The 26,530-nt window shown below is 62.5% G+C and carries 30 protein-coding genes; 9 read left to right on the top strand and 21 right to left on the bottom strand.

Annotated features, from left to right (window positions below; genetic code table 11):
• Positions 1–58: 58 nt before the first annotated feature.
• Positions 59–829 (top strand): MetQ/NlpA family ABC transporter substrate-binding protein, encoded by a 771-nt coding sequence (locus tag RIN61_RS12140; RefSeq protein WP_112251718.1) that lies wholly within the window; start codon positions 59–61, stop codon positions 827–829.
• 119 nt (positions 830–948) lie between these two features.
• Here the strand turns inward: RIN61_RS12140 and RIN61_RS12135 are convergent, their stop codons facing one another.
• Genes RIN61_RS12135 through RIN61_RS12115 form a run of 5 tightly spaced genes read right to left on the bottom strand, consistent with a single transcriptional unit; the run spans position 949 to position 4,832 of the window.
• The gene (locus tag RIN61_RS12135) at positions 949–1,581 is read right to left on the bottom strand and encodes an SCO family protein (protein ID WP_049275720.1); all 633 of its coding nucleotides are present in this window, start codon (positions 1,579–1,581) and stop codon (positions 949–951) included.
• A complete protein-coding gene (gene cyoE / locus RIN61_RS12130; protein WP_112251717.1) occupies positions 1,578–2,471 on the bottom strand; it encodes a heme o synthase in 894 nt (297 codons plus the stop codon). Before cyoE ends, RIN61_RS12135 begins: the two co-directional genes overlap by 4 nt.
• A complete protein-coding gene (locus RIN61_RS12125; protein ID WP_313857339.1) occupies positions 2,456–3,535 on the bottom strand; it encodes a COX15/CtaA family protein in 1,080 nt (359 codons plus the stop codon). The genes cyoE and RIN61_RS12125 overlap by 16 nt, the downstream gene beginning before the upstream one ends.
• Positions 3,536–3,544: 9 nt before the next feature.
• Complete coding sequence (locus RIN61_RS12120; RefSeq protein WP_112251715.1) at positions 3,545–4,126, bottom strand: PA_0111/PP_0108 family redox-active disulfide protein; 582 nt, start codon at positions 4,124–4,126, stop codon at positions 3,545–3,547.
• Entirely contained in the window at positions 4,095–4,832 is a 738-nt protein-coding gene (locus tag RIN61_RS12115) for an SURF1 family protein (protein ID WP_112251714.1), read from the bottom strand. Before RIN61_RS12115 ends, RIN61_RS12120 begins: the two co-directional genes overlap by 32 nt.
• Before the next feature lie 63 nt (positions 4,833–4,895).
• Between RIN61_RS12115 and RIN61_RS12110 the strand changes: the two genes are divergently transcribed.
• Positions 4,896–5,099 carry a twin transmembrane helix small protein gene (locus RIN61_RS12110; protein WP_003258925.1) on the top strand — a complete coding sequence of 68 codons (204 nt, stop codon included), beginning with the start codon at positions 4,896–4,898 and terminating at the stop codon, positions 5,097–5,099.
• 98 nt (positions 5,100–5,197) lie between these two features.
• Here RIN61_RS12110 and RIN61_RS12105 read toward each other — a convergent pair whose 3' ends face one another.
• From RIN61_RS12105 to coxB, 4 genes are read right to left on the bottom strand one after another with little or no spacing between them, the layout of a single operon-like run.
• Entirely contained in the window at positions 5,198–6,085 is an 888-nt protein-coding gene (locus RIN61_RS12105; protein WP_112251713.1) for a cytochrome c oxidase subunit 3, read from the bottom strand.
• A gap of 16 nt (positions 6,086–6,101) precedes the next feature.
• A complete protein-coding gene (locus RIN61_RS12100; RefSeq protein WP_313857335.1) occupies positions 6,102–6,668 on the bottom strand; it encodes a cytochrome c oxidase assembly protein in 567 nt (188 codons plus the stop codon).
• Between the two features lie 10 nt (positions 6,669–6,678).
• Positions 6,679–8,268 (bottom strand): cytochrome c oxidase subunit I, encoded by a 1,590-nt coding sequence (gene ctaD, locus RIN61_RS12095; RefSeq protein ID WP_013970300.1) that lies wholly within the window; start codon positions 8,266–8,268, stop codon positions 6,679–6,681.
• A gap of 43 nt (positions 8,269–8,311) precedes the next feature.
• A complete protein-coding gene (gene coxB / locus RIN61_RS12090) occupies positions 8,312–9,439 on the bottom strand; it encodes a cytochrome c oxidase subunit II (RefSeq protein WP_015268462.1) in 1,128 nt (375 codons plus the stop codon).
• Between the two features lie 370 nt (positions 9,440–9,809).
• Here coxB and RIN61_RS12085 point away from each other — a divergent pair, with 370 nt between their 5' ends.
• Positions 9,810–10,451 (top strand): hypothetical protein, encoded by a 642-nt coding sequence (locus tag RIN61_RS12085; RefSeq protein WP_112251711.1) that lies wholly within the window; start codon positions 9,810–9,812, stop codon positions 10,449–10,451.
• A 135-nt stretch (positions 10,452–10,586) separates the two neighbouring features.
• On the opposite strand, the gene RIN61_RS12080 is transcribed toward RIN61_RS12085, so the two are convergent.
• From RIN61_RS12080 to prlC, 6 genes are all read right to left on the bottom strand, one after another.
• On the bottom strand, positions 10,587–12,119 hold the full coding sequence (locus RIN61_RS12080; RefSeq protein ID WP_112251709.1) for a SulP family inorganic anion transporter: 1,533 nt from the start codon (positions 12,117–12,119) through the stop codon (positions 10,587–10,589).
• A gap of 191 nt (positions 12,120–12,310) precedes the next feature.
• On the bottom strand, positions 12,311–13,030 hold the full coding sequence (locus RIN61_RS12075) for a carbonic anhydrase (RefSeq protein WP_085621386.1): 720 nt from the start codon (positions 13,028–13,030) through the stop codon (positions 12,311–12,313).
• Between the two features lie 380 nt (positions 13,031–13,410).
• The gene (locus RIN61_RS12070) at positions 13,411–14,469 is read right to left on the bottom strand and encodes a PA0069 family radical SAM protein (RefSeq protein ID WP_112251708.1); all 1,059 of its coding nucleotides are present in this window, start codon (positions 14,467–14,469) and stop codon (positions 13,411–13,413) included.
• Between the two features lie 77 nt (positions 14,470–14,546).
• Positions 14,547–16,541 carry a M3 family metallopeptidase gene (locus RIN61_RS12065; RefSeq protein ID WP_112251707.1) on the bottom strand — a complete coding sequence of 665 codons (1,995 nt, stop codon included), beginning with the start codon at positions 16,539–16,541 and terminating at the stop codon, positions 14,547–14,549.
• Between the two features lie 112 nt (positions 16,542–16,653).
• A complete protein-coding gene (locus RIN61_RS12060) occupies positions 16,654–16,935 on the bottom strand; it encodes a YheV family putative zinc ribbon protein (protein ID WP_313857330.1) in 282 nt (93 codons plus the stop codon).
• A complete protein-coding gene (prlC, locus tag RIN61_RS12055) occupies positions 16,932–19,019 on the bottom strand; it encodes an oligopeptidase A (RefSeq protein WP_112251705.1) in 2,088 nt (695 codons plus the stop codon). Before prlC ends, RIN61_RS12060 begins: the two co-directional genes overlap by 4 nt.
• A gap of 66 nt (positions 19,020–19,085) precedes the next feature.
• Between prlC and RIN61_RS12050 the strand changes: the two genes are divergently transcribed.
• A complete protein-coding gene (locus tag RIN61_RS12050; RefSeq protein WP_112251704.1) occupies positions 19,086–19,634 on the top strand; it encodes a gamma carbonic anhydrase family protein in 549 nt (182 codons plus the stop codon).
• Positions 19,635–19,756: 122 nt separating this feature from the next.
• Positions 19,757–20,407: an HAD family hydrolase gene (locus RIN61_RS12045; protein ID WP_112251703.1), complete on the top strand. Its 651-nt coding sequence runs from the start codon at positions 19,757–19,759 to the stop codon at positions 20,405–20,407.
• 121 nt (positions 20,408–20,528) lie between these two features.
• Here the strand turns inward: RIN61_RS12045 and RIN61_RS12040 are convergent, their stop codons facing one another.
• Positions 20,529–21,602, bottom strand: a complete 1,074-nt coding sequence (locus RIN61_RS12040) for an aminopeptidase (RefSeq protein ID WP_112251702.1) — start codon at positions 21,600–21,602, stop codon at positions 20,529–20,531.
• Positions 21,603–21,687: 85 nt separating this feature from the next.
• Between RIN61_RS12040 and RIN61_RS12035 the strand changes: the two genes are divergently transcribed.
• Positions 21,688–22,101, top strand: coding sequence for a PA0061/PA0062 family lipoprotein (locus tag RIN61_RS12035; protein WP_015268455.1), 414 nt, complete (start codon positions 21,688–21,690; stop codon positions 22,099–22,101).
• A 55-nt stretch (positions 22,102–22,156) separates the two neighbouring features.
• Positions 22,157–22,570, top strand: coding sequence for a PA0061/PA0062 family lipoprotein (locus RIN61_RS12030; RefSeq protein ID WP_112251701.1), 414 nt, complete (start codon positions 22,157–22,159; stop codon positions 22,568–22,570).
• A gap of 33 nt (positions 22,571–22,603) precedes the next feature.
• Here RIN61_RS12030 and RIN61_RS12025 read toward each other — a convergent pair whose 3' ends face one another.
• Positions 22,604–22,837 (bottom strand): DUF1161 domain-containing protein, encoded by a 234-nt coding sequence (locus tag RIN61_RS12025; protein ID WP_112251700.1) that lies wholly within the window; start codon positions 22,835–22,837, stop codon positions 22,604–22,606.
• A gap of 73 nt (positions 22,838–22,910) precedes the next feature.
• A complete protein-coding gene (locus tag RIN61_RS12020; RefSeq protein WP_112251699.1) occupies positions 22,911–23,336 on the bottom strand; it encodes an OsmC family protein in 426 nt (141 codons plus the stop codon).
• A gap of 152 nt (positions 23,337–23,488) precedes the next feature.
• Between RIN61_RS12020 and RIN61_RS12015 the strand changes: the two genes are divergently transcribed.
• A complete protein-coding gene (locus tag RIN61_RS12015; protein ID WP_112251698.1) occupies positions 23,489–24,493 on the top strand; it encodes an LLM class flavin-dependent oxidoreductase in 1,005 nt (334 codons plus the stop codon).
• Positions 24,494–24,591: 98 nt separating this feature from the next.
• Here RIN61_RS12015 and RIN61_RS12010 read toward each other — a convergent pair whose 3' ends face one another.
• Positions 24,592–24,813 (bottom strand): DUF1161 domain-containing protein, encoded by a 222-nt coding sequence (locus RIN61_RS12010; protein WP_112251697.1) that lies wholly within the window; start codon positions 24,811–24,813, stop codon positions 24,592–24,594.
• 101 nt (positions 24,814–24,914) lie between these two features.
• Positions 24,915–25,130: a dodecin gene (locus RIN61_RS12005; RefSeq protein WP_013970282.1), complete on the bottom strand. Its 216-nt coding sequence runs from the start codon at positions 25,128–25,130 to the stop codon at positions 24,915–24,917.
• A 150-nt stretch (positions 25,131–25,280) separates the two neighbouring features.
• Here RIN61_RS12005 and RIN61_RS12000 point away from each other — a divergent pair, with 150 nt between their 5' ends.
• Entirely contained in the window at positions 25,281–25,604 is a 324-nt protein-coding gene (locus RIN61_RS12000; protein WP_112251696.1) for an ElaB/YgaM/YqjD family protein, read from the top strand.
• Here the strand turns inward: RIN61_RS12000 and RIN61_RS11995 are convergent.
• Positions 25,601–26,497 (bottom strand): LysR family transcriptional regulator, encoded by an 897-nt coding sequence (locus RIN61_RS11995; protein ID WP_207878756.1) that lies wholly within the window; start codon positions 26,495–26,497, stop codon positions 25,601–25,603. The two genes, RIN61_RS12000 and RIN61_RS11995, sit on opposite strands and share 4 nt — an antisense overlap.
• Between the last annotated feature and the right edge of the window lie 33 nt (positions 26,498–26,530).

The raw sequence follows: 26,530 nt of genomic DNA, 5'->3' as shown, positions 1-26,530 counted from the left end.
TGGGGTCGGCCCGTCCGACCCGTTCGGGGGCCGTCGCGGCCCTCACAAGGAGTGATCAATGAAGAAGCTGCTTGCTGTTGTCGCCGCTGTCGCGGCCTTCTCGGCCCACGCCGAGTCCCTGACCGTCGCCGCTACCCCGGTGCCGCACGCCGAGATCCTCAACTTCGTCAAACCTGCACTGGCGAAAGAGGGCGTGGAGCTGAAGGTCAAGGAATTCACCGACTACATCCAGCCGAACGTGCAGGTTGCCGAAAAGCGCCTGGACGCCAACTTCTTCCAGCACCAGCCTTACCTGGATGAGTTCAACAAGGCCAAGGGCACCAACCTGGTGAGTGTTGCCGGCGTGCACATCGAACCGCTGGGCGTTTACTCGGCCAAGATCAAGAAGCTGGACGAGCTGTCCTCCGGTGCCACCGTGGTCATCCCCAACGACGCCACCAACGGCGGCCGCGCGCTGCTGCTGCTGGACAAGGCCGGCGTGATCAAGCTGAAGGACAACAAGAACATCCTGTCCACCGTGAAGGATGTTGCCGAGAACCCGAAAAGCCTGAAGTTCCGTGAGCTGGAAGCAGCCACCATCCCGCGCGTGCTGACCCAGGTCGATGCTGCCCTGATCAACACCAACTACGCGCTGGAAGCCAAGCTGAACCCAGAGAAAGACGCCCTGGCCATCGAAGGCAGCGACTCGCCTTACGTGAACATCCTGGTTGCCCGCCCGGACAACAAGGACTCGGATGCCATGAAAAAACTGGCTGCTGCACTGCACTCGCCTGAGGTGAAGCAGTTCATCAACGAGAAGTACAAAGGCGCTGTGGTTCCGGCGTTCTAAGCCGAATAATCGCGCTGGGTTCTTCGCGGGTAAACCCGCTCCCACAGGTACAGCGTAAGCCGTGAGTCTGGCGCTATCCCTGTGGGAGCGGGTTTACCCGCGAAGCTTTTGTGGCTAACTCAATCCCGCTTCACAAGCCCCGGCAACTGCGCCACCAGCTTCTGGTTGTTGAACGGCGCCCGAATGAACCCGCGCTGACGCCCATCCGGCCCCACAACCGCCAGGTTGCCGCTGTGATCCACGGTATACCCCGGCTTGCTGGTATCGGCCGGAATGAACGGAATGCTCAAGGCATTGGCCAGCTTCTGGGTATCCTCGATCGACCCCGCCACCCCGACGAAATCCTTGTCGAAATAACCCAGGTACTGCTTCAGCTGGTTCGGTGTGTCGCGGTTCGGATCCACGCTCACCAGCACCACCTGCAGCCGGTCGACGGCTTCCTTGGGCAGCTCGCTCTTCACCTGGCGCAGCTGGGCCAGGGTGGTCGGGCAGATGTCCGGGCAGTAGGTGTAGCCGAAGAACAGCAGCGACCATTTGCCCTTCAGGTCATCCAGTTGCACCGGTTGGCCGTCCTGGTTGGTCATGGTCACGTCGGCCACCGTACGGCTCTGCGGCAGCAGGATGATGCCGGCATCGATCAGCTCGGCGGGGTTCGGCTGGTCGCGGCCATTGAGCACCTTGTTTACGGTCAGGCCCAGGATCAACGCGACCAGGGCAACGAGGATGAAGACGGTTTTCTGGGTTCGGGTCATAGGTTCAGCAACAGGTAATGGTCGAGAAGTAGCGCGATGAACAGCGCGAACAGGTAGCCGATAGAGTACTTGAAGGTACCGATCGCCGCGTGCGGCCGGCTGCCACGGTACAACACCCAGGCCCATTGCAGGAAGCGCAGGCCCAGTACCAGGGCGCAGGCCAGGTACAGCAGGCCGCTCATGTGGATGGTATAGGGCAGCAGGCTTACCGCCAGCAATACCAAGGTGTACAGCAGGATATGCAGCTTGGTGTAGCGCTCGCCGTGGGTCACCGGCAGCATCGGGATATCGGCCTTGGCGTATTCCTCCTTGCGGTGGATGGCCAAGGCCCAGAAGTGGGGTGGGGTCCAGGCGAAGATGATCAGCACCAGCAGCAGGGGCTCGGCGCTGACATGGCCACTGACCGCCACCCAGCCCAGCAATGGCGGGGCGGCGCCAGCCAAGCCACCGATGACGATGTTCTGCGGTGTGGCACGCTTGAGAAAGCCGGTGTAGAGCACCGCATAGCCGAGCAGGGAAGCCAGCGTCAGCCAGGCGGTGAGGGGGTTTGTGAACACCAGCAGCAAGGCCATGCCCAGCAGCGCCAGCACCAGGGCGAACAGCAACGCAGGCAGCGGCCCGACCCGGCCCTGGGCCAGCGGGCGCTTGTGGGTACGCGCCATCAACGCGTCGATGCGTCGGTCCACCACATGGTTGACCACCGCCGCGCCGCCTGCACACAAGCCGATACCCAAGTTACCGAACAGCAGCACGCTCCAGCTGACGCCAGCACGGGTGGCAAGGAACATGCCCGCCAGCGAGGTGATCAGCATGAGCACCACCACCTTGGGTTTGGTCAGCTCCAGGTAATCACGCCAACTTGCCCTCTGTGCGCTCAGAAGCGTCGCCACGAATCATTCCTCATGTGGTGGGAGATACCCACGCCTGCCACAGGCCGCAGGCGCCAGCCATGGCCAACACCCACGCGAACCTTGTCGACCACGCGGATGCGGTAGTTCACAAGCACCATGCTCAGCAGCAACAGCGCACCACCAGCGTTGTGCGCCACGGCCACGGCCAGCGGCAGGTGCAGCAGCACATTGCTGATGCCCAGGCCGACTTGCACCACCAGTACCAGCAGCACCAGCCGCGCCAGGCCAGGGAGCCCGCAACGGTGCAGCTTCCAGCTGAGCATCAGCAGCACGCAGGTCACCAGCAATGCACCCAGGCGGTGGCTGATGTGGATGGCCGTGCGCGCATCACTGTCCAGTTGCCCGCCCAGATAGTTGGGCCCGACGTGCTGGGTCAGGTGGAAACCATTGCTGAAGTCCGCCGCCGGCCACCACTGGCCGTGGCAGGTGGGCAGGTCGACGCAGGCGACGGCCGCGTAATTGGCACTGACCCAGCCGCCCAGGGCGATCTGGCCGATTACCACCAACAAGGCCAGCGCGGCGATCCGGCGCAGGCTCAATGGCAGTTTTGGCAAGGGCGCAAAGGCCCGGGACAGACGCAGGGACAACAGGAACAACAAGCTCAGGGTAGTGAAACCACCGAGTAGATGCGCGGTGACCACCTGCGGCCACAGCTTGAGGGTGACCGTCCACATGCCGAAGGCTGCCTGGGCCAGCACCACGCCCAGCAACAGCAGGGGCAGGCGATAAGGCTGGCCATCGCGGGCATGCAGGCGCAGCGCCTGCAAGGCGAGCAGGGCGATCACCATCGCCAGGGTGCCGGCGAAGTAGCGGTGGACCATCTCGGCCCAGCCCTTGGCGGCTTCCACCGGGTGTTCGGGGAAATGCAGCTCGGCATGAGCCAGCTGCGCTTCACTCTTGGGCACGCTGATGAAGCCGTAGCAACCCGGCCAGTCCGGGCAGCCGAGGCCGGCGTGGGTCAGGCGGGTATAGGCACCAAGCAGGACGACCAGCAGTGCCAGCAGGGTGGCGAACACAGCAAGGCGGAATCCGGGTCTGGCCATGGCAGGCTCCTAGCCGATGTTGGACAGCTTGAGCAGGTGGCGCAGGTCGTCCAGCACATGCTTGCCGTCGACCTTGGCGTCGTAGCGCAGCACCAGGTTGCCGTGCGGGTCGACGATCCACAGCTGCGGGCCGGCCTCGCCGACCTTTTGCAGGTAGCGTTGCGCATCCAGCGGGTAGCGCTGCAACTGTGGGTATTCGCGACCGAGCAACGCCTGGTAGTCGGCACTTGCCGGCTGGGCGGCTGCCAGGGCATGGCTGGCACGGCTGGCATCACGGCCCAGGCCGACCTGGATCTGCCGGGCCAGGTACACCAGCCGCTGGCAGTCCTCGGCGCAGGCTGTAGGTGTGCTCACCAGCAGCTGCCAGCGCTCGTCCTGGCCCGCAACGCCGAGATCGGAAAGGTTCTCACCGTTGCCAATCATCACGCCGTGGTAGCTGCGGCCGTCCGGCACCCAGAATTTGAGCTTGTACATGCTGGTGGCCAGAACCATCGGCCCGAGCACCACCAGCAGAATCAGCAGCAGCTGCAAACGCCCGCGGGCTCTGGTTTTGCTACGTTCAGGCACTTCCAGTGGAGTGGCGGTGGCCATGGCGTTTCTCCTTGTTGTGGTGCCAGCCGAAGTAGAGGTAGAGCAGTACCAAAGTGGTCGCCAGGGCAAACCACTGCACGGCGTAACCCAGGTGTTTTTCCGGGCCCATGGCAACGACCGGCCAGTCCAGGCGATAGGTCGCCGGGCCGGGTTCCAGGCGCAATTCATGGGCGAAGCCTTCGCGATCGAGCTGCTGCCACAGCTGTGTGGCATCCACGGCGGTCAGCAGGTGCGGCCACTGGCCGCCTGCAGGGTCGGGATGCAGCTGAAAGGTGCTGCCAGGCGCGACATACACCGAAGCGTCCAGCGCCAACGCCTGGGCAGGGGTATCGAATTGCACCGGCGTGCGGCGGTCCGGCCAGGGCAGCCAGCCGCGGTTGACCAGCAACCACACGCCGCTGGCCTGATCATGGAAGGGTTGCAGCAGCTCGACACCGGCCAGGCCATCACGCATGCGATTGTCCAGCAGCAGGCTGTGCTCGGCGTCGAAGCGGCCATAGAGATGCACGCGGCGGAAGGCATTGTCCTGGTTCGCCGTCAGTTGGGCCGTGGCCACTGGCGTTTCGACCCGCCGCTCGGCATACGCGGCCAGCAGCACGCGTTTTTCCTCAGCCCGGCCGAGCTGCCAGCAGCCAAGCGCGATCAGCCCCGGCAGCAGCGCAAGCACCACCAGGGTTGGTACCCAGCCCGGACGAAACGGCCTCATCGGAGCCTCGCCGGGCCGATCGCTATACTTATCCACATCACCGCATCCCCCCGGAGTATCGCCATGCTCAAGGCCGCGATTGTCCTGATGCTGTTGGCCACGATTGCCAGCCTGTTCAGTGGCCTGGTGTTTCTGGTCAAGGACGATGAAAACTCGACCCGTTTGCTGAAAGCGCTGACCGTGCGGGTGACCCTGGCGGCCCTGACCATCGGCCTTGTCGCCTGGGGCTTCATCAGTGGTCAGCTCGTATCTCACGCCCCTTTCTGAAGTTTTCAGCTGACCCTGTGGGGCGGGCATGCCCGCGAATGCGATGTTGAATGTACCGACGCATTCGCGGGCGCGCCCGCTCCCACAGGGTTCTCTATTCACAGCACATAGACAAAGATGAACAACCCCACCCACACCACATCGACGAAGTGCCAGTACCAACTGGCCGCCTCGAAACCAAAGTGTTTCTCCGGGTTGAAATGCCCGCGCAAGATGCGCACGAACATCACGATCAGGATGATCGTGCCCAGGGTCACGTGGGCGCCATGGAAGCCGGTGAGCATGAAGAACGTCGCGCCATATATCCCCGACCCCAGCGTCAGCCCCAGCTTGGTATAGGCCTCGTGGTACTCGTAGGCCTGCAACGCGATGAAGCTGGCGCCCAGGACGATGGTCAGCGCCATCCAGAATTTCAGCGGGCCACGGTGGTCACGGCGCAGGGCATGGTGGGCGATGGTGATGGTCACGCTGGAGCTGACCAGCAAGATGGTGTTGATCAGTGGCAGGTGCCACGGGTCGATCACTTCCTTGGGCGGCGGGAACAGTTTCGGGTCGGGCGTGTGCAGCAGCGGCCAGGTGAATTCGAAGGTCGGCCACAACATGTGCGCAACACCCTTGGCCCCATCACCGCCCAGCCACGGCCCGGCCAGCACGCGCACGTAGAACAGCGCACCGAAAAACGCCAGGAAGAACATCACCTCGGAAAAGATGAACCAGCTCATGCCCCAGCGGAACGAGCGGTCAAGCTGCGGGCTGTACAGCCCCGCGCGGCTTTCCCGCACCACCGAACCGAACCAGCCAAACAACATGTAGGCCAGGAACAACGCGCCGATGAAGAAAATCAGCGGCCCGTGCGAGTCGGGGTGGCCAGCCTTCATGTCGTTGAACCAGGTGCCCAGGCCGAACACCGTGATGAACATGCCGATGGTGGCGATGATCGGCCACTTGCTCTGCGCCGGAACGTAGTAGTGCTCATGACTTGCCATTGCTGTTCTCCTTCCCTTAACGGGCGCCCTGGACGTCCTGGGCCGCGACATGCGCGACCGGCGGGTGGCGAGCGGTGATGTCGAACAAGGTGTAGGCCAGTGTCAGGTGCTTCACGCTGGCCGGCAGGTCGCGGTCGACGATGAAGCGCACCGGCATCTCGATGCGTTCACCGGGCTGCAGCGCCTGCTGGGTGAAGCAGAAGCACTCGGTCTTGTGGAAGTACGCCGCGGCCTCGGCCGGGGTGATGCTGGGAATGGCTTGCGCACTCATCGGCCGATCGGTCGGGTTGTGGGCAATGAAGATCATCTGGTTCACCGCGCCCGGGTTGACCTCCAGCTGATCTGCGGTGGAGTAGAAGTCCCAGACCATGTCGCTGGCATTGGTCGACATGAACTGCACCCGCACCGAACGCGTCGTGTCGCTGACCTGGCTGCCTTCATACTGCCCACCGGTCTTGCCGTTGATGCCGAAGGCCTTGCACATCACGTCATAGATAGGCACCAGGGCGAAGCCGAAGGCGAACATCACCACCGTCAGCATCAACAGGCGCAACACCAGGCGTTTCAGCGAAAGGCCATTCATGGCACGGTTCCTATTTCACTTCCGGTGGCGTCTGGAAGGTGTGATACGGCGCAGGCGAAGGGATCGACCACTCCAGGCCCTCGGCGCCATCCCATGGCTTGGCCGGTGCCGGCGCACCGCCGCGGATGCACTTGATGACGATGAACAGGAAGAAGATCTGCGTGGCGCCGAACATGAACGCGCCGATCGACGACACCATGTTGAAGTCGGCGAATTGCAGGTTGTAGTCGGGAATTCGCCGTGGCATGCCGGCCAGCCCCACGAAGTGCATGGGGAAAAAGGCCATGTTCATGCCGATGAACGATAGCCAGAAGTGCAGCTTGCCGAGGGTTTCGTCGTACATGTGGCCGGTCCATTTCGGCAGCCAGTAGTAGGCCGAGGCGAAGATGCCGAAGATCGCCCCAGGCACCAGCACATAGTGGAAGTGCGCCACCACGAAGTAGGTGTCGTGGTACTGGAAGTCCGCCGGGGCGATGGCAAGCATCAGCCCGCTGAAACCGCCGATGGTGAACAGGATGACGAAGGCGATGGCGAACAGCATCGGCGTCTCGAAGGTCAGCGAGCCTTCCCACATGGTGCTGACCCAGTTGAACACCTTCACCCCGGTAGGCACGGCGATCAGCATGGTGGCGTACATGAAGAACAGTTCGCCAACCACCGGGATACCGACCACGAACATGTGGTGGGCCCAGACGATGAACGACAGGAAGGCGATGGCGCCGGTGGCGTAAACCATGGAGGTGTAGCCGAACAGCGGCTTGCGCGAGAACGCCGGGATGATCGAACTGACCGCGCCAAAGGCCGGCAGGATCATGATGTATACCTCGGGGTGGCCGAAGAACCAGAACACGTGCTGGAACAGCACCGGGTCACCGCCACCGGCGGCACTGAAGAAGCTGGTGCCGAAATGGATGTCCATCAGCATCATGGTCACCACACCGGCCAGCACCGGCATCACCGCAATCAGCAGGAACGCGGTAATCAACCAGGTCCAGACGAACAGTGGCATCTTCATCAGGGTCATGCCCGGGGCGCGCAGGTTGAGGATGGTGGCGATCACGTTGATCGCGCCCATGATCGAGCTGATACCCATCAGGTGGATGGCGAAGATGAAGAAGGTGACACTGGCCGGCGCGTAGGTGGTGGACAGCGGAGCGTAGAAGGTCCAGCCAAAGTTGGGCCCGCCGCCCGGGCTGAACAGGGTCGAGACCAGCAACAGGAAAGCCGCCGGCAGCAGCCAGAAGCTGAAGTTGTTCATCCGCGGCAGGGCCATGTCGGGCGCGCCGATCATCAGCGGGATCATCCAGTTGGCGAGGCCGACGAAGGCCGGCATCACCGCACCGAACACCATGATCAGGCCGTGCATGGTGGTCATCTGGTTGAAGAATTCCGGCTGGACGATCTGCAGCCCTGGCTGGAACAGCTCGGCGCGGATCACCATGGCGAACGAGCCACCGAGCAGGAACATGATGAAGCTGAACCACAGGTACATCGTGCCGATGTCCTTGTGGTTGGTGGTCAGTACCCAGCGCATCAGGCCCTTGGCCGGGCCGTGCGCGTGGTCATGGCCGTGGGCGTGGTCGTCGATCACTGCACTCATGTCCTGCCTCCTGCAACCCATTGATTGCCGCGAGTAACCCGGTTCATTGCGCTTCTGCCTGCTTCAGCGCCAGCACGTCCTTCGGCGTGACCATGTCACCCTTGTTGTTGCCCCAGGCGTTGCGCTCGTAGGTGACCACGGCGGCGATGTCGACTTCCGAGAGCTGCTTGCCGAACGCGGCCATGGCAGTACCGGGCTTGCCGTGGAAGACGATGCCCAGGTGGGCTTCCTTCGGCCCGGTGGCGATCTTCGAACCCTTGAGCGCCGGGAACATCGGCGGCAGGCCCTGGCCTTCAGCCTGGTGACAGGCCACGCAGGTGGTGTGGTAGACCTTGTCACCACGTTCCACCAGTTCCTCCAGGGTCCATTCCTTGCTGGTCAGCTCCTTGAGCTTGGCAGCTTCGGCCTTGCGCTCGCCCAGCCAGGTGTCGTAGTCGGCCTTGGACTTGACCTCGACGACCACCGGCATGAAGCCGTGATCCTTGCCGCACAGCTCGGTGCACTGGCCGCGGTAGATGCCGGGTTTCTCGATACGGGTCCAGGCTTCGTTGACGAAGCCGGGGATGGCATCACGCTTGACCGCGAAGGCCGGCACCCACCAGGAGTGGATGACATCGGCAGCAGTCACCAGGAAGCGCACCTTGGCGCCCACCGGCAGCACCAGCGGTTGGTCGACTTCGAGCAGGTAGTGCTCGTCCTTGGGTGCCTTGTTGTGGATCTGCTCTGTGGGGGTGGCCAGGTTGCTGAAGAACTCCACATCCTGGCCCAGGTATTTGTAGTGCCACTTCCACTGGTAGCCGGTAACCTGGATATCGATGTCCGACTCGCTGGCATCGTAGATGTCGATCAGGGTCTTGGTGGCCGGAATGGCCATGGCCACCAGGATCAGGAAGGGGACCACGGTCCAGAGGATTTCCACCCAGGTGTGCTCGTGGAAATGCGCAGCCTGCTGGCCGGTTGAGCGGCGGTGGATGACCATGGACCAGAACATCGCGCCAAAGACAACGATGCCGATGATCACGCAGATCCAGAAGATGGTCATGTGCAGGTCGAAGACGGCGTTGGAGACTTCCGTCGCCCCTGGGTGCATGTTCACGGTCCAGGCGGCGTTGGCCTGACCAAAAACCGACCACAACAGGAGGCCCATCCAGACATGTGGATGTCGCATCATTGCGGGTTCCCCTTCTCGTTCTTGTAGTCCCGGAGGCGTGGCCTGCGGCAAGAGGGAACGGTGGTCAAGACTGCCTGGCTTCGACGACCGAGCCCCTGCTAAAAGCAGTCGGGCCTCATCAACGAATCACGTTCACCGGGAGTATAGACAGCGACCAACGGCACGCAACGAAGGCCGTGAAATGAACTTCATTGAAATGGCTGAACGGCCTGAAAACCGCGCGCTTGACACGGCATGGCGCAATAATGGCATTTCGATATGCCTGAGCATGCACACGTTTTCGCGACTTATAACAAATACGTCTTAGGTATTCTGTATACCGAGCTAATTTAGTGTCTTCCGTTTGAAACGTAATGTCCCTGGAGTTGTCATGAACATCGCTGCTGTACGCGAGCAGGTAAGCCAAGCCCATCAACACGAAGGCCGGACCGGCCAATTGAAACAGCGTCTCGAGCTGCAACTGCCCCATCTGCACCCCTCGATCCAACTGCCTGAGCAGGACGCCCAGGGTACTTTGGCGCGCTTCGTCAGCGCCTACATCGACCAGGTTCCGGAACTGCTGGAGGCCGCCCATGAGGTCGCCCGCGAGGCCGGGATCGAATCGCAGATCAAACCTGTACTGAAAATTGCCGAAGCCTACTTCCTGCAGCCGCCCAGCGTGATGCAAGGCCATGTGGGCCTGGACTGCCTGCTGGATGAGGCCTACCTGGCGCACCGCCTGGTGGAAGAGGTGAACGACCTGTACATCCGTCACTTCCAGCAGCCATTGATCCCGGTCGACACCACCGTCGCCAACCTGATTGCCCACCAGTTGATCGGCGAGGCGTTTGCCAACCAGCTGGATGAAGTGGTGCACCACTCGGTGGATGAAATGTTGAATGACGAAAGCTTCGCGGTGGAGTCGGTAGAGGCTTACCGCGAGAAATTGAGCAGCCCGGAAACTGGCGAGGCCTGGAAGCGCTGGCCTTGCCTGTCACGGCAGCTGGGCGTGGAGCTGGGCCAGCCGGCCTGATCCATTTGTAAAAACTGTTCCGGCCTCTTCGCGGGTAAACCCGCTCCCACAGGTACTGCACAGGGTTCAAAGCCTGCGCAGTACCTGTGGGAGCGGGCGTGCCCGCGAAGAGGCCGGTTCAGGCGGCTTTCAGCTTCAGGCCCCAACCCCCGCCGTAGTCCGCATCCGCCCCTCGATCCGCCGCTTCAACCGTCGCTGCTCGATCAGCAACCGCGAGCCATTCGCCGAATTGCTCCGGCCCCAGTCCTCAAGCAGCTCGAGGCACGAGTGGTCGATATAGCTCAGGTTACCCAGCGGCACATGCAGCGTGGTCCCCGCCGGCACGCTATCCAGTACCTGGGTCAGCGCCGGCACTTTGAGGAAAGTGGCCGCGCCACTCAACCGCAGCTCCATGTGCCCAGCTTTCTCCAGGCTGACCAGGTTGATCTTCAACCGCGCCGCCTTCAGCGCCAGCTTCAGCAAGGTCAGCGCAAACCCCAGCAGCACGCCAGTAAGCAGGTCGGTAAAGATGATCGCCAGCGCCGTCGCCGCGTAGGTGAACATCGGCATGCGGCCATAGCGGCCAAGCCCACGAAACGCCTTGAAATCCACCAGCTTGACCCCGGTGAATACCAGCACACCGGCCAGGCTCGCCACCGGGATCTGCTGCAGCACGCTGCTCAGCGCCACCACGAACGCCAGCAGCCACAAGCCATGGAAGATCGCCGAAGCCCGAGTCTGCGCACCCGCCTGCACGTTGGCCGAGCTACGCACGATTACCCCGGTCATCGGCAACGCGCCGAGCACCCCGCACAGCATGTTGCCGATGCCCTGGGCTGACAGCTCACGGTCGAAGTCCGAGCGCTGGCCGCTGTGCATGCGGTCAACCGCTGCAGCCGACAACAAGGTTTCGGCGCTGGCGATGAAGGCCAGGGCAAAAGCGGCGACCAACAGGGTAGGGTCGGCCAGTTGCATCAGGTCACCAGGGCGGATCCAGTCGATGGCCTCGGACAGGTCGGCCGGCACCTGTACGCGGTTCACCGGCAAAGCCAGCCACATGCTTATGGCCGTCATGGCCGATACGCCCAGCAGGGCACCCGGCACGAAGCGCAGCCGCTGCGGTCGCAGGCGCTCCCAGCCCCACATGATGGCAATGGTGCCCAGGCCCAGTGTGCCAGCCATCCAACCGGAGCCAGCGCTTTCCTGCGGCAGGGCCGCGGCCACGGTCGCCGGGAACTCCAGCAGGTTCTGCATGCCGGATGGCTGCGGCGCAGTGTCGAACATCACATGCAGCTGCGACAGCACGATCAGCACGCCAATCCCCGCCAGCATGCCGTACACCACCGCCGGAGCGGTAACCCGAAACCAGCAGCCCAGGCGCAAGCGCCCGGCCAGCAACTGCAGCAAGCCGGCCAGCAGCAGGATCGGCCCGAGCATGGCTATACCATGCTGGCGTACCAGCTCGAACACCAATACTGCCAGGCCGGCGGCCGGGCCACTGACCTGCAGCGGCGAACCGGCAAGGAAACCTACGACAATACCGCCGATTATGCCGGTAACCAGGCCTTTGGCCGGCGGCATGCCCGAGGCGATCGCAATGCCCATGCACAACGGCAGGGCCACCAGGAAGACCACCACCGACGCCAGCAACTCACGCGGCAGGGCCGCTTTCAACTGTGTAATGTTCACCGTGTTTCTCCTTTCTTTGTCACACAGCCATTCCTCTGGCCGTGGGCACGTTTGTCCCCGACGAGCGCGCAGGCGCGGGCCGCCAGCGGGCGTGCCGGCAGGCAGTCAGGGAATTCAGGGCAGCCGAAGGCCGCGCCACACCCCTACAGGGTGCAGCCGGCTATCAAGGTTTCAGCGGGTGGACGGGTCGCTTAGTAGCGGCCTCTCGGAGTAGCGCAGGGGACCGGCTCGCCAGCAGCCAGGGGCAGGAAGCTGTCGCTGGCGGCGTCGTAGGCTTCGATCTTGCTGGTCTCGATATCGTAGACCCAACCATGAATGAACAGCTCACCGGCTGCCAGGCGCGAAGCCACCGAAGGGTGTGTGCGCAGGTGATGCAGCTGGGCGATGACGTTTTCCTTGGTCAGCACCTGCATCGTTTCGTGTTCGCTACCGCACGAACAGTTGTTCTCGACCACGGTGCGGGCCACTTCGGCGTGGCGCAACCAGGCGGACACGGTCGGCATCTTGGTCAGCGATTGCGGGTTGAGCACCGCACGCATGGCGCCGCAGTCGGAGTGGCCACAGACGATGATGTGGTGCACTTTCAACGCCAGCACGGCGTATTCGATGGCGCTGGAAACGCCGCCGTTCATCTGGCCATAAGGCGGTACCACGTTACCGACGTTACGAGTCACGAACAGGTCGCCAGGCGAACTCTGGGTGATCAGCTCGGGAACGATGCGCGAGTCGGCGCAGGTAATGAACATGGCGCGCGGGGTTTGCGCGGTGGCGAGCTTCTTGAACAGCTCTTGCTGCTCGGGGAAAACGTCATGGTGAAAACGCAGGAAGCCGTCGACGATGTGCTTAAGGGCGGCATCGGCGCTCTCCGCGGGGACCTGCGGTACGACCTTGGATGGGTCCTTGACGGGCATGATTCATCCTCTTGACGGTGTGTAGGTAAATCCATTTTACCGGTGAAAGATTCTGGCTATGCGGAGATTTAGATGACACGCACGGGCCATAGATCACAGTCTTCGTGGACTGGTTGCCTACGCTAGCGGGGAAAACTTAACTGAAACTTAATTCGAAGGCTCTAGAACGGGTGTTCCAGATAGGAAAGGCGGGTATTGGATAATAGCAAAAAAACATCAACTGCCAATATGTATTAGCCTGATTATTGGTTGTCATTAGTAGAATTCTGAGCAGAGCACGGCCTCTGTGGGAGCGGGTTTACCCGCGAATGCGTCATTGAAGCCACCGATGCATTCGCGGGTAAACCCGCTCCCACAGAGACCGTCCAATGGCTCGAACATCAGAACAGCGCCATCTGCCCACCCGGTGGGCAGAACGCCGAACAATCCAGCGCCTGCGCTTCTCGCCCTTCAAACTCCAACCGTTTCATCGCCTTGGCGAAGCGCTGCGCCAGCAACTCGGCAAACACGCCTTCACCGCGCATCCGTGAACCAAACCGGCTGTCATACAGTTCGCCACCGCGGCTCTGGCGAATCAGGCTCAACACATGCGCCGCCCGCTGCGGGTAATGATCCTGAAGCCATTGCTCGAACAACGGTGCCACTTCCAGCGGCAGGCGCAACATCATGTAGGCAGCGCTCTGCGCACCGGCCTCCCTGGCCGCCTCCAGCAGCCGTTCCAGTTCACTGTCGTTGATCATCGGGATCATCGGCGCACACAACACCCCCACCGGCACTCCCGCCTCGCGCAGCACGCGGATCGCCCGCAAACGCGCCTTGGGTGACGCCGCACGCGGCTCCAGCACCCGTTTCAGGTCATCGTCCAGCGTGGTCAAGCTGATCATCACCCGTGCCAGGCGCTGGCGCGCCATCTCGGCCAGCAAGTCGAGGTCGCGAAGCACCAGTGAACCCTTGGTAACGATGGTCACCGGGTGGCGAAAACGCAGCAGCACTTCGAGCAGGCGCCGAGTCAGCAATTGTTCACGCTCGATCGGCTGATACGGGTCGGTATTGCTACCCAGGTTGATCGGTGCGCATACGTAACCCGGTTTGCTCAGTTGTTGCGCAAGCACCTCGGCGGCGTTGGTCTTGGCAATCAGCTTGGTCTCGAAATCCAGACCGGGGGAAAGGTCCCAGTAGGCGTGGGAAGGGCGGGCATAGCAGTAGATGCATCCGTGCTCGCAGCCACGGTAAGGGTTGATGGAGCGGTCGAAGGGCAGGTCGGGTGAGGTGTTGCGGCTGATCATCGACTTGGCCGTCTCTGCCCGCACCTCGGTGCCCTGGGTTTGCGGCACCTCCTGATACCAGCCGTCATCCTCCACCACCGAATGGCTGGAAGCAAAGCGGTTGTGCGGATTGTGCGCCGTGCCACGGCCCTTTTGCGGTGCTGGAGGAATCATGGCTTACCTCGAATACTGTATTCATATACAGTATCGTGTGCGCCTGATGCTTTCCAGCACCTCCGGTCAGCACATCCTCACTTCAAGCCATGCCAACGCAGGTAAGGCAACTGGCTGGCCTTCCGGCCAAGGAACTCCTCGATGCCGTCACGTAACGGGCGCGATGCCCCCGGGGCAAGCAATGCCTCCTGCAGCGCCCGTCCTGTGGCCCGGTTCAGCAAGCCTTGGGCCTCGAAGCGGGTGAACAGGTCGAAGGCGTGCACATCCGACCACAGATAGGCGTAATAGCCGGCATCGTAGCCGTTCACCAGATGGTCGAAGGCATGCGCCGGGTGCTCGAAATCGGCCAGGGGCCAGTAGCCACACTGCTCACGGGCATCGTGCAGGCGCTGCTCAAGGGACCGGCCATCATTCGGCGTGCCATGCAGGTCCAGGTCGAACAGCGCCATGCTCAGATCGCGCGCGGTTTCTTCCACGCCTTGTTGCCGCAAGCGGCGCAGGCACTCGTCGACCCGGGTCCGTGAAAGCTTGCTGCCATCCTGGCGGGGCGAAGAAATCGCCACCAGGTAGTCCGCGTCCCAGACCCAGCGCTCGAACAGCTTGCCGAACAGCTCCACGCCATCTGTACCGAGTTCGGTGACGTTGGACATCACGTGGTTGGTAGTGCGCACCAGCAAATGGTGCAAGGCATGGCCAAACTCATGGAACAGCTTGCGCAGTGACAGATGGTCCAGCAACGGCTGGCTACCCGGAAGCGCTGCTGGCACGTCGCTGTAGACCACAACCGAGGCCGCCTGGAAGATTCCCTCGGCATCGACCCGGCGGTTGCGAATGTAGGTGGTGAACACCGAGTCAGGCTGTTTGCCGGCATGCTGTACGGCGTCCAGGTACAGGAAACCGATCAAGGCGTTGTCCTGCCACACCTCGAACGGTTGCACGCTGTCATCCCAGGTCGCCAGCGGTCTGGCCTGCAGCGTCACGCCAAACAGCTTATCCGCCAATTGCTTCAAAGCGCTGACAACGGCGTTCAGCGGGAAGTGTTCGCGCAAGGCTTCGGTGGAAAGCACCTCGCGCGACGAGGCCTGCAGGTAGGCAATGTCCCAAGGTTGGACACTCCCCAGCCCTTCGGCGGCGGCCTGGCGCTGCATATCTGCACGCCACTGCAGCACGGCCGGACTCACATGGCCAGCCAGGTCATGCAGAAAGCTGCGCACCTGGGCGACCGAACCCGCGCTCTTCGTATGCAGGCTCTGCTCCAGATGGCTGGCAAAGCCGAGCAGGTGGGCCTTTTCTTCCAGCAACTTCGCCACTTGCTCCAGGTGCGAGCGATTATCCTGCTGTTGGCCAAGACCGACGCCTCTGGTGTTGTAAGCCCGGTACACGCGCTCACGCAGTTGCCGGTTGTCGGCATGTTTGAGCACGGCGTCGGTGGTAACGCTTTCACAAGCAATCAACCATCCCGGTTCACCCGCTTCCTGTGCCCTTGTAGCCAGCTCGTCACGGATGCGCTGAGGTACACCGCTCAGTTCGGACTCATCCGTGATGCTCAGCCCTGGCCGGTTGATGTTGCTGCGAAACGCCTCACGCGCGGCTCCAATCTGTTTCAGCAGTTCGGCCAGGCGCATCTTGCCGGCTGGGTCGAGCGATGCACCACTGGAGATAAACTTTTGCAGATGCCAGCGCAAAGTGGCGCGTTTCTGTGCATCCAGCTGCTTGCCGATATCGCTGTTGGCCAAGCGCTCATACAGGGCGTGCAGTGCGGAGTTGGTGAATTTCTGTTCGAACCGCTCCGTGGCCTTGGCGAAGAAGTCGAAGATGGCACCAGCCCAGGCTTCATCCCGACCAACCAATGGCGAGGCGGCATACAACACTGCCAGTAGCTGGCTATCCAGCCCGTCCACCGCCAGCACCATGTCATCCCAGGTTGGCAATGCCTGCTGGTCGCGGATGATGCGCTCGATACCTTGCTCGTGCGCCAACAGCACGTAGTCGAAAGCAGCCTGCATGTTTTGAAGCGTGATCGACGGATAATCGATGGGGGTATGGCTGTTTTGCAGAAGGGGGTTGTCCATGGGTGCAACACCTTGCTCGTAGGGAAGAGCAGGCGAGTTTGCATGGCCAGCGTGCGGCAGGCGGCCTGAATATCTACCACCCGGGCATGCAAGCCCGGGTGGCACGACTGCGTTATTCAGCCGGTTTCTTCAGCTTCGGGTTGGGGAAGAACTGCACCGTCTGTACCTTGGCCAGCGCGGCTTTCGGCTCCAGATGGTTGACCCGGGTGCCGAGCTCCTTCGGCACCGACAAGCCCTGCTCGTTGAGGGTGTCGGTAAAGCCGCAGGCCACACACTCGCGGTGCGGTACGCCGTCTTCGTTCCACATCATCAGCTTGTCGGTCTCGCTGCATGCCGGGCATACCGCCCCGGCAATGAAGCGCTTCTTGGTCTTGTTCACGGCTCCCTCACTCATGCCGCAGCGTCCTCGCTCAGGCCACTGTGGCGCAGCAATGCATCAATGGAAGGTTCACGGCCACGGAAGTCGACGAACAGCTCCATCGGCTCGCGCGAACCACCGCGTGCCAGGATCGCCTCGCGGAAGGCACGGCCGGTATCGGCGTTCAACACGCCTTCTTCCTCGAAGCGCGAGAAGGCGTCAGCCGACAGCACTTCGGCCCATTTGTAGCTGTAGTAGCCCGCCGCATAACCGCCAGCGAAGATGTGCGCAAAGCTGTTGGGGAAGCGGTTGTACGCCGGTGGGCGCATGACCGACACCTCGTCGCGCACGCCTTCGAGCACCTGCAGCACGCTACGGCCGTCGCCATGGGTGGCGTGCAGCTCGAAGTCGAACAGCGAGAACTCCAGTTGGCGCACCATCATCATGCCCGACTGGAAGTTCTTCGCCGCCAGCATCTTGTCCAGCAGGTCCTGGGGCAGGGGGGCACCGGTTTCGTAGTGGGCGGAGATCAATGCCAGGCCTTCCGGCTCCCAGCACCAGTTTTCCATGAACTGGCTCGGCAGTTCGACCGCGTCCCAGGCCACGCCATTGATGCCGGATACACCGGCATGCTCGATGCGGGTCAGCATGTGGTGCAGGCCATGGCCGAACTCGTGGAACAACGTGGTGACTTCATCGTGGGTCAACAGCGCCGGCTTGCCGGGCGCGGCCGGGGTAAAGTTGCACACCAGGTTGGCCACCGGGCTCTGCAACTGGCCAGCAGCTGTGCGGCGACGGTCACGCGCGCCATCCATCCAGGCACCGCCACGCTTGTTGGCGCGGGCGTAGAGGTCGAAGAAGAAGCGGCCGACGTGCTGGCCGTTTTCCTTGATCTCGAACAGGCGCACATCCGGATGCCAGCTGTCGAAGCCCTTGAGCTCGGCGATTTCGATACCGTACAGGCGCTGCACGATGCTGAACAAGCCGCCCAGCACCTTGTCGATCGGGAAGTAGGCGCGCAGGGCTTCCTGCGACACGCTGTAACGCTGCTCGCGCAGCTTCTCGCCGAAGTAGCCGGCGTCCCAGCTGGCCAGCTCAGGGCAGCCCTGCTCGGCGGCATAGGCCTTGAGTTGCAGCAGGTCCTGAGCGGCGAACGGCTTGGAACGCTTGGCCAGGTCACGCAGGAAGCTCAGCACCTGGTCGCTGGACTCGGCCATCTTGGTGGCAAGGCTCAGCTCGGCGTAGTTCTTGTAGCCCAGCAGTTCGGCCAGCTCCTGGCGCAGGCCGAGGATTTCCTGCATCACCGGGCCGTTGTCGAACTGGCCGGCATTCGGGCCCTGGTCCGAGGCACGGGTGCAGTAGGCGGCGTACAGCTCTTCGCGCAGGGCGCGGTCGCTGGCGTAGGTCATCACCGCGTAGTAGCTGGGGAATTCCAGGGTGATCAGCCAGCCGTCAAGGCCCTTGGCCTGGGCGGCGGCGGCCATCTGGGCCTTGGCCGAATCGGTCAGGCCAGCCAGCGCGGCTTCGTCGGTAACGTGCTTGGTCCAGGCCTGGGTGGCATCGAGCAGCTGGTTGGAGAAACGGCTGCCCAGCTCGCTGAGCTTGCTCTGCACTTCGGCGTAGCGCTGCTGTTTATCCGCCGGCAGGTCAATACCCGACAGGCGGAAGTCACGCAGGGCGTGCTCGAGGATAGTCTTTTGCGCCACGTCGAAGCCGGCGGCTTCGGGGCTGTCGATCAGCGCCTGGTAGGCTTCGAACAGCGCGCGGTTCTGGCCCAGTTCGGTAGAGTAGGCGCTTAGCGCCGGCAGGCACGACTCGTAGGCTTCGCGCAGCTGCGCGCTGTTGCACACCGCATTGAGGTGGCTGACCGGGCTCCAGGCGGCGCCCAGGCGGTCGTTCAATTCGTCCATGGCCAGCACCAGGCCAGCCCAGGTAGGGTTCTTGCCCTGCTTTTCGAGGATCTCGGCAATGGCTTTACGGTTGTCGGCCAGGATCGCTTCGATCGCCGGCAACACGTGTTCGGCACGGATTTGCGAGAAGGGCGGCAGATCGTAGGACTGCAGAAGCGGGTTGTTCGCACTCACGGTTTGGATACCTTGGCAGAAGAAACACTGCCCCATCTTAATTACAATCGACGCCGACCGCAGCAGGCAGCCTGCCTATCGGCACAGATGAGAGACGCTATCATGGCCATCCGAAGCTTCCAGCAACACACTCCGAAAGTTGGGCCCAGGGCCTTCGTCGACCGATCGGCGGTAGTGCTGGGCGACGTGGAAATCGGTGAAGACAGCTCGGTCTGGCCATTGACCGTGATACGCGGCGACATGCACCGCATCCGCATAGGCGCGCGTACCAGCGTGCAGGACGGCAGCGTGCTGCACATCACCCATGCCGGCCCGTTCAACCCGGACGGCTTCCCGCTGATCATCGGCGACGAAGTGACCATCGGTCACAAGGTCATGCTGCATGGCTGCACCCTGGGCAATCGCATCCTGGTCGGCATGGGCAGTACCATCATGGACGGCGCCATCGTCGAGGACGAAGTGATTATCGGCGCCGGCAGCCTGGTGCCGCCGGGCAAGCGTCTGGTCAGTGGCTACCTGTACATGGGCAGCCCGGTGAAACAGGCCCGGCTGCTGAACGAGCAGGAACACGCGTTTTTTTCCTATAGCGCCAGCAACTATGTGAAGCTAAAGGACCAGCACCTGGCCGAAGGCTACGACCAACCTGAATGATCGCATTCGCGGGTAAACCCGCTCCCACAGGTACGGCGCCGGCCTCAGGCCCTGTGATACCCCTGTGGGAGCGGGTTTACCCGCGAAGAAGACCACGCAGCACTCAAAGTGGACCCCCGCAAATGCACCAGCAGAACATCCTATTCGACCTCGACGGCACCCTGACCGACCCGCGCCAGGGCATCACCCGCTCGATCCAGTACGCCTTGGCCAAGCTGGGCATCGACGAGCCGGACCTGACCCGCCTCGAGCACTTCATCGGCCCACCCCTGCTGCAGGCTTTCATGCAGTTCTACAGCTTCGACGAAGCCAAGGCCTGGGAGGCGGTGAATTTCTATCGGGAACGCTTCAAGGTCACCGGCCTGTACGAAAACCTGGTGTTCGAAGGTGTACCGGAGCTGCTCGAAGCCCTGACCGGCCAAGGCCGCACGCTGTACATCGCCACCTCAAAGCCGTGGGAGTTCGCCCGTGAAATCGCCCGGCACTTCGCCTTCGACCACCACTTCAAGGTGATCTACGGCAGTGAACTGGACGGCACGCGCACCAACAAGGTGGAGCTGATTCGCCACCTGCTGGATGAAGAAGGGCTGGACCCGGCGCAGACGCTGATGATCGGCGACCGCAAGCATGACCTGATCGGTGCGCGCAGCAATGGCTTGCAGGCGGTGGCGGTGGGGTACGGGTTTGGTAGCCAGGAAGAGTTGATGGCGGAAGAACCGGCCTTCCACTTTGCTACCTTGGCCGAGATGTATCAGGCATTTCTCAGGGCTTGAGGGCCATTGGGGCTGCTTTGCAGCCCATCGCGACGCAAGGCCGCTCCCACATTGATCTACGTATGCAAGACCTTTGTGGGAGCGGCCTTGCGTCGCGATGGGCCGCAAAGGCCCCAAATTCTCACAGGTTCACCATCAACCGCTGCAACGCCACTTTCCTCTCTTCAATCGGCAACCGGCCCAGTTGCTCGACCCGCTGATAAAACCGAGCCCAATCCCCGTCAACCTCACGGAATACCGCCGCAAACGCCGGTACCCATTGATCATACAGCCCGAACGGCAACAGCTTGGCATTGCTCATCGGCCCATACATCCAGGCGTCATAGCGCTTGTCGCCACCCCACTGGGCATCACGCACTTGCCGGTATTCCCGCCTAAGCCGCTCGAACTCCGCCTGCTTGGCCGTCCGCTTCTGCGCATCATCCAGAGGCCCGGCATAAATCGCCTGCAACCGCTCGCGGCTGGCCAGCACCAACCGGATGAACTGCTCACGCTGCTGCCCTTGCTCCCCGCCAGAGGCACTCAGGCCCCGCTCCACGCGCCATTGCCGCGTGCCCTCCTGCTCGACGAAGGAGGCAAACGACTCGTTGAACTCGGTGTCGTCCTGCACATAAAAGCGCTGGTGCGCCAGCTCATGGAAGATCAGCGTGGCCAGGCGCTCGTCGCTCCAGCCCACCATCGACGACAGGATCGGGTCGTCGAACCAGCCCAGGGTCGAATAGGCCTCCACGCCGCCCACGTAAACATCCATGCCGTCCTGGCGCATCAACGCCGCCGCACCACGCGCCGCGCCTTGGTGGTAATAGCCGCGATAGGCCACACATCCAGCGATCGGGAAGCAGTGCGTCACTGGCTGCAACGACAGCTCGGGGGTTGCGAACACATTCCATACCACATAGGGCCTGCCAAGGTCGGCATATACCCGGTAGCTGCGGTTGTCCGGCAGCTTCAGCTGCCGGCTGGCAAATGCCCGCGCCTGCTTGGCGTGTTCCAGGCGCGCGCGCAATTGCGCTGAAGTGGCCGGGTTGGCCACTACCTGCTCCAGTGGCTGACGTGCGCGTAGCAGCTGCCATTGGCCCTCGGCCAACTGCCCATAGTAGGCCGCGCTGCTGCAACCGTTCAGCAGGAGCACCGCCAGCAGGGGAACCAAACGGGTGAAAACAAGGTCGAGTGGCCCAGGGCCTGAGCGCTGCATAAGAATAAGTCGAAGCATCTGCAACTGTCTGACTCGCTCAAGGCCGATTCACTCCAAGACTATCTCGCCAAGGGGGCGTTTCGCCATGCGTGCACTGTTGGTCACCGGCTCACTGTTGCTGATATCCGCCTGTTCGACCTTGCCAGACCCGGACCCGAACCAGGCCTGGATCGACCTCACCCCCTACGACAACACCTCGCTGCACGCCGTGCAGGTAGATGAACGCGACTGGGCCGACAGCCGTTATTTCGAAGTACAGCCCGGCAGCCACGAGCTGACCGTGCGCTACCAGTTTCCGGTTACCCCCAGCAATATCGGCCCGGTCGAGGAGCCGTTGTGGCGGGATTGCCAAGTCAAGCTGACCTTCAAGGATTTCAGTGCCGGCCAGCGCTACCAGCTGCAGGCTGGCAGCATCGGTTTCCGCCCCTGGATCAAACTCTACGACCACCAGCAGAAACTGGTTGGCCAGGGCTTGCCCGCAGGCTGCCAGCGCACCTGAAACGCACAAACGGCGCTATGCTTGTAGTCTATAAGTCGCAAGCGGGAGTCTTGCCATGCGCCAGCCCATGATGCTGATCGCCCTCAGTACACTGGGGGCCTGCGCCAGCCCCTTGCCGCCCGTCGACCCCAAGCAGGCCTGGGTCGACCTGTACACCATGACCCCAGGCAGAATAATCATGGCCGACCGCCTTGATGGCCAGCGCCTGGAGGATGGCCGTTACTTCCAGGTGACGCCGGGCAAGCACGAACTGGTAGTGCGCTTCGATTATGAGGTCAAGGGGGGCGGCCTCACGACCCAGCCCAGGGACCGTACCTGCTACCTGACCGTGCGCTTTGACAACTTCAAGGCCGGTGAACGCTATCGCCTGGAGGCACGGGCGCCGGTGATGGAGCCGCAGGTGCTGCTGTATGACGGCAGCCGCAAGGTGGTGGTGAACGAGCCTAGCGAGGTGTTCTGCATTCCTTGACCTGGGGCCGCAAAGCGGCCCCAGGTCAAGGACTCACCGATCATTTTTCTGATAAATGATCTTTTTGGTCCCACCATCGCAGGTCCCGACGACCATGTTCTGGTCCTTGACCTCGCTGTTGGGCACGATCTCCAAGGTATAGGACGAAACACCCTGGGCCTGGATCTTGGCCTCGATCTCGGCTTTGAGCTCCTCGCACGGCTTGACCGCCGCCAGCGTAGACGTGGCGACCAGGGAAGCCAACACGGCGATTGCGACGCGAATCATGAAACGGCTCCTGAAAGGGCAGCGTGCTGCCGACGCTGTTTAGACTACAACAAACCGCCCTCATTGCACTGTTTCAACCCACCAGTGCCGCATCCAGGCTGATCTTCGCGTTCAGCACCTTGGACACCGGGCAACCAGCCTTGGCCTTGTCGGCGATCTGCAAGAACTGCGCTTCACTCGCCCCAGGCACCTTGGCCCTGAGCACCAGATGCACTGCGGTGATGGCGAAGCCATCAGCTTGCTTGTCGAGTGTCACTTCGGCAGCGGTGTCGATCCTGTCCGGGGTGAGCCCCGCTTCGCCCAGCATCATCGACAGCGCCATCGAGAAGCAGCCGGCGTGTGCCGCGCCGATCAGCTCCTCCGGGTTTGTCCCGGATGAGCCCTCGAAACGGGTGTTGAAGCCGTAGGGGTTCTGCTTGAGTGCGCCACTTTCGGTAGAAAGCAGCCCTTTGCCGTCTTTCAGGCCACCTTGCCAGATCGCCGATGCTGTCTTTTTCATGATGCCTCCTGGTCTCGGGTTACATGCTTATGGCTTCAGAGGTCAGCCGCCTACGGCAAGTTCAGAGCAATCGCACGGCAAGCATTGAATCCTTCGAATATGCCCATACAGAGTTGAAAAGGCCTGTGGCCAAACACCTTTGCGGAGGCTCCATGACGCAGTTGCGTGACCTGAAGATTTCCACCCTCGACCTGGTGCCGGTACGTGCCGACGCCGGCCCGGCGCAGTCACTGCACAACTCGCTGGACCTGGCGCAGCACGTCGAGCGCTTTGGCTACAACCGCTTCTGGGTGGCCGAGCACCACAACATGGACGGCATCGCCAGTTCGGCGACTTCCGTGCTGATCGGCTACCTGGCTGGGGGGACCTCGAGCATTCGCGTGGGCTCTGGCGGGGTCATGCTGCCCAACCATGCGCCGCTGGTGATCGCCGAGCAGTTCGGCACCCTGGCCAGCCTGTATCCGGGGCGCATCGACCTGGGTCTGGGCCGCGCGCCAGGCTCCGACCAGATGACTGCCTACGCCCTGCGTCGCGACCGCGCCGGCGGCCCGGATGACTTCCCGGACGATGTCGAAGAACTGTCACGCTACCTCGGCCCGCGTACCGATGATCAAAAAGTGATCGCCGTGCCTGGGCACGATACCGAGGTACCGATGTGGCTGCTTGGCTCCAGCCTGTTCAGCGCCCAGCTGGCCGGGATGCGCGGCATGCCCTACGCGTTCGCCTCGCACTTTGCGCCGCGCTTGATGCATGAGGCGATCCGCGTGTACCGCAACCACTTCAAGCCTTCGACCACGCTGGACAAGCCGTATGTGATGCTGGGCATCCCCATGGTGGTGGCGGAAACCGATGAAAGGGCCGAGTACCTGGCCACTTCGGTGTACCAGCGCATCCTCGCACTGATTCGCGGGCAGAGCCTGATGCAGAAGCCGCCGGTGGAAAGCATGGATGGGCTGTGGCTGCCCCATGAGCGGGACGCGGTAGGCAGCTTCCTCGGTTTGGCGATGATCGGCAGCCCGCAAAAGGTGCGGGCCAAGGTGGAAGTGCTGCTGGAGCAGACCGGGGCAGATGAGCTGATCTTTACCTGTGATTTGTATGAGCATGCGGACCGGATTCGGTCATATGAACTGATGGCGCAGGCGCTCAAGAGCGGGTGATCCTCTTCGCGGGTAAACCCGCTCCCACAGGGGTATCACAGGCCTGAGAGCGAAGCTGTACCTGTGGGAGCGGGTTTACCCGCGAAGAATCCAATCCGTTAACCGCGGCGGTACACAATCTCCTTGGTACCAGCCTCGCAACTGCCAATCACCTTGCCGGCCGGCTCGCCCTTGTCGACGATCTCCAGCTTGTAGCCGGTGACCCCCTTGGCATCCAGCTTGGCCGCAATCTCTGCCTTGAGCTCCTCGCACGGCTTGCCCGCCGCCAGCGCACCACCGGCCAGGGCCATCAGGCCCAGCGCCAGAATCAGTTTGTTCATCACTCGCTTTCCTTGTGCAGATGAAATCAGAAGGGGCGCCCGCCAAGGCGCGCCCTTCCTGAATACCCCATCATGCCGGGCTCATCCAGCCCGGCAGTGTTTCAGCTGTTGGCTATACGGAAGCCGACCTTCAGCGTGACCTGGAAGTGCGCCGCCTTGTTGTCGCGGATATGGCCTCGGGTATCTATCACTTCGAACCATTCCAGGTGCTTGATGCTCTTGCCGGCTTCGGCCAGGGCATTGTTGATGGCCTCCTCGATGCTGGTGGTCGACGACCCTACCAGTTCGATCTTCTTGTAGGTGTGATGATCGGTCATGAGCGCTCTCCTTGGATAACGGTGAGATTCAGCCTAGCAGCGCAGGCAGGGTTTACCTGCGAACCGTCACCGTTGGTAAAAGTTCGATCGCACTTTCGCTTCGCTTGGCAGTCGCAACCTCTACAGCCCACAACGCGAAGGAGAGTCAACATGCACCGCAATTCGCTGCGTAAAACGTCCCTGGAAAGTATGGAAGCCGAAATCGAGAGCCTTCTGAAGAGCCTGGAGAACCTCAAGCATGACGCGTCGGAAGAATCCCAGAAGTCGGTGAAGGCCATCCGCAGCAACGCCGAAAGCGCCCTTCGGCATTCCCGTAGCCTGCTGAGCGATGCCTACGAGGAAGTGAAGCAGCGGACCCGCCAGACCGGCCTCGCCACCCGTGATTACGCCCAGGAACACCCGTACACCACGGCGGGTGTTGCCATCGGCGCACTGGGCCTGCTGGCGGCCTACCTGCTGTGCAAGCGCAACTAAGCGCTCTGGCGCGCCAGTTCTGCCTTTAGCCACTGCGCCAACTGCTCGGCGCGCCCGTCCGCGGCGCGCCTGGGCACCCAAAGCGCCAATGCTGCAGGGGTAGGTGAAAAACCCCACGGCGCACTCAAACGGCCCGCCCGCAGGTCATCGGCGACCAGCGGCTGCGGCGCAATCGCCACACCCAACCCGGCCACGGCAGCCTCCAGCAGGTAATACAGGTGCTCGAAAGCCTGACCATACTGAAGGGCCGCCGGCTCCAACCCCTGTTCCAGCGCCCAGGTCGGCCACGCCTGCGGGCGCGAGGTGGTGTGCAGCAAGGCTTCGCCCAGCAACGCCTTGACCGGCGCGCCCTGCAAGCGCTCGAAACCGGCGAAATGCGGGCTGAGCACCGGCCCGATGCGCTCCTCGGCCAGCACATGCACCTGCATGTCCGCCGGCCATGGCGGCTCGGCATATACCAGCAGCGCATCCAGCCCTGGCCGCCGCGGGTCCAGGTCACCTTCACCGGCCGACAGGTGCAAGCGCAGCTCAGGCAAGTCAGCCTGCAGCCGCCCCAGTCGCGGGATAAACCAGCGCGCCAGCAAGCTGCCCGAACAGCCCAGCACGAATGGTGCATCGCTGACATCGTGGCTGAGCTCCGCGCACACGCTACGCAGGCGGTCGAAGGCTTCGCCACTGGCATCGCGCAGGCGTACGCCGGCATCTGTGAGTTTGATGCCACGCCCGTCCTTCACGAACAGCGCTACGCCCAAGTGCTCTTCAAGTACCTTGATCTGCCGGCTGACGGCACCATGGGTGACATGCAACGCTTCGGCCGCCTGGCTGACACTATTGAGCCGTGCGGTGGCCTCGAAGGCCCGCAAGGCGTTCAGGGGAGGGAGGTCGTAAGCCATATTACCTGTGACTTTTTCTGACAAGTTTGCGCA

The organism is Pseudomonas inefficax (genome assembly GCF_032164165.1).
Taxonomy (GTDB): Bacteria; Pseudomonadota; Gammaproteobacteria; order Pseudomonadales; family Pseudomonadaceae; genus Aquipseudomonas; species Aquipseudomonas inefficax.
The sequence above is the reverse complement of the archived record's forward strand: the minus strand, read 5'-3'. Positions and strand labels throughout refer to the sequence as shown.

Excerpts from the sequence above, each read along its gene's own strand:
- RIN61_RS12140 (WP_112251718.1), top strand. The coding sequence starts at position 59 with ATGAAGAAGCTGCTTGCTGTTGTCGCCGCTGTCGCGGCCTTCTCGGCC.
- RIN61_RS12135 (WP_049275720.1), bottom strand. The coding sequence starts at position 1,581 with ATGACCCGAACCCAGAAAACCGTCTTCATCCTCGTTGCCCTGGTCGCG.
- RIN61_RS12125 (WP_313857339.1), bottom strand. The coding sequence starts at position 3,535 with ATGGCCAGACCCGGATTCCGCCTTGCTGTGTTCGCCACCCTGCTGGCA.
- RIN61_RS12120 (WP_112251715.1), bottom strand. The coding sequence starts at position 4,126 with ATGGCCACCGCCACTCCACTGGAAGTGCCTGAACGTAGCAAAACCAGA.
- RIN61_RS12115 (WP_112251714.1), bottom strand. The coding sequence starts at position 4,832 with ATGAGGCCGTTTCGTCCGGGCTGGGTACCAACCCTGGTGGTGCTTGCG.
- RIN61_RS12110 (WP_003258925.1), top strand. The coding sequence starts at position 4,896 with ATGCTCAAGGCCGCGATTGTCCTGATGCTGTTGGCCACGATTGCCAGC.
- RIN61_RS12105 (WP_112251713.1), bottom strand. The coding sequence starts at position 6,085 with ATGGCAAGTCATGAGCACTACTACGTTCCGGCGCAGAGCAAGTGGCCG.
- RIN61_RS12100 (WP_313857335.1), bottom strand. The coding sequence starts at position 6,668 with ATGAATGGCCTTTCGCTGAAACGCCTGGTGTTGCGCCTGTTGATGCTG.
- ctaD (WP_013970300.1), bottom strand. The coding sequence starts at position 8,268 with ATGAGTGCAGTGATCGACGACCACGCCCACGGCCATGACCACGCGCAC.
- coxB (WP_015268462.1), bottom strand. The coding sequence starts at position 9,439 with ATGATGCGACATCCACATGTCTGGATGGGCCTCCTGTTGTGGTCGGTT.
- RIN61_RS12085 (WP_112251711.1), top strand. The coding sequence starts at position 9,810 with ATGAACATCGCTGCTGTACGCGAGCAGGTAAGCCAAGCCCATCAACAC.
- RIN61_RS12075 (WP_085621386.1), bottom strand. The coding sequence starts at position 13,030 with ATGCCCGTCAAGGACCCATCCAAGGTCGTACCGCAGGTCCCCGCGGAG.
- RIN61_RS12070 (WP_112251708.1), bottom strand. The coding sequence starts at position 14,469 with ATGATTCCTCCAGCACCGCAAAAGGGCCGTGGCACGGCGCACAATCCG.
- RIN61_RS12065 (WP_112251707.1), bottom strand. The coding sequence starts at position 16,541 with ATGGACAACCCCCTTCTGCAAAACAGCCATACCCCCATCGATTATCCG.
- RIN61_RS12060 (WP_313857330.1), bottom strand. The coding sequence starts at position 16,935 with ATGAGTGAGGGAGCCGTGAACAAGACCAAGAAGCGCTTCATTGCCGGG.
- prlC (WP_112251705.1), bottom strand. The coding sequence starts at position 19,019 with ATGGGGCAGTGTTTCTTCTGCCAAGGTATCCAAACCGTGAGTGCGAAC.
- RIN61_RS12050 (WP_112251704.1), top strand. The coding sequence starts at position 19,086 with ATGGCCATCCGAAGCTTCCAGCAACACACTCCGAAAGTTGGGCCCAGG.
- RIN61_RS12045 (WP_112251703.1), top strand. The coding sequence starts at position 19,757 with ATGCACCAGCAGAACATCCTATTCGACCTCGACGGCACCCTGACCGAC.
- RIN61_RS12040 (WP_112251702.1), bottom strand. The coding sequence starts at position 21,602 with ATGCAGCGCTCAGGCCCTGGGCCACTCGACCTTGTTTTCACCCGTTTG.
- RIN61_RS12035 (WP_015268455.1), top strand. The coding sequence starts at position 21,688 with ATGCGTGCACTGTTGGTCACCGGCTCACTGTTGCTGATATCCGCCTGT.
- RIN61_RS12030 (WP_112251701.1), top strand. The coding sequence starts at position 22,157 with ATGCGCCAGCCCATGATGCTGATCGCCCTCAGTACACTGGGGGCCTGC.
- RIN61_RS12025 (WP_112251700.1), bottom strand. The coding sequence starts at position 22,837 with ATGATTCGCGTCGCAATCGCCGTGTTGGCTTCCCTGGTCGCCACGTCT.
- RIN61_RS12020 (WP_112251699.1), bottom strand. The coding sequence starts at position 23,336 with ATGAAAAAGACAGCATCGGCGATCTGGCAAGGTGGCCTGAAAGACGGC.
- RIN61_RS12015 (WP_112251698.1), top strand. The coding sequence starts at position 23,489 with ATGACGCAGTTGCGTGACCTGAAGATTTCCACCCTCGACCTGGTGCCG.
- RIN61_RS12010 (WP_112251697.1), bottom strand. The coding sequence starts at position 24,813 with ATGAACAAACTGATTCTGGCGCTGGGCCTGATGGCCCTGGCCGGTGGT.
- RIN61_RS12005 (WP_013970282.1), bottom strand. The coding sequence starts at position 25,130 with ATGACCGATCATCACACCTACAAGAAGATCGAACTGGTAGGGTCGTCG.
- RIN61_RS12000 (WP_112251696.1), top strand. The coding sequence starts at position 25,281 with ATGCACCGCAATTCGCTGCGTAAAACGTCCCTGGAAAGTATGGAAGCC.
- RIN61_RS11995 (WP_207878756.1), bottom strand. The coding sequence starts at position 26,497 with ATGGCTTACGACCTCCCTCCCCTGAACGCCTTGCGGGCCTTCGAGGCC.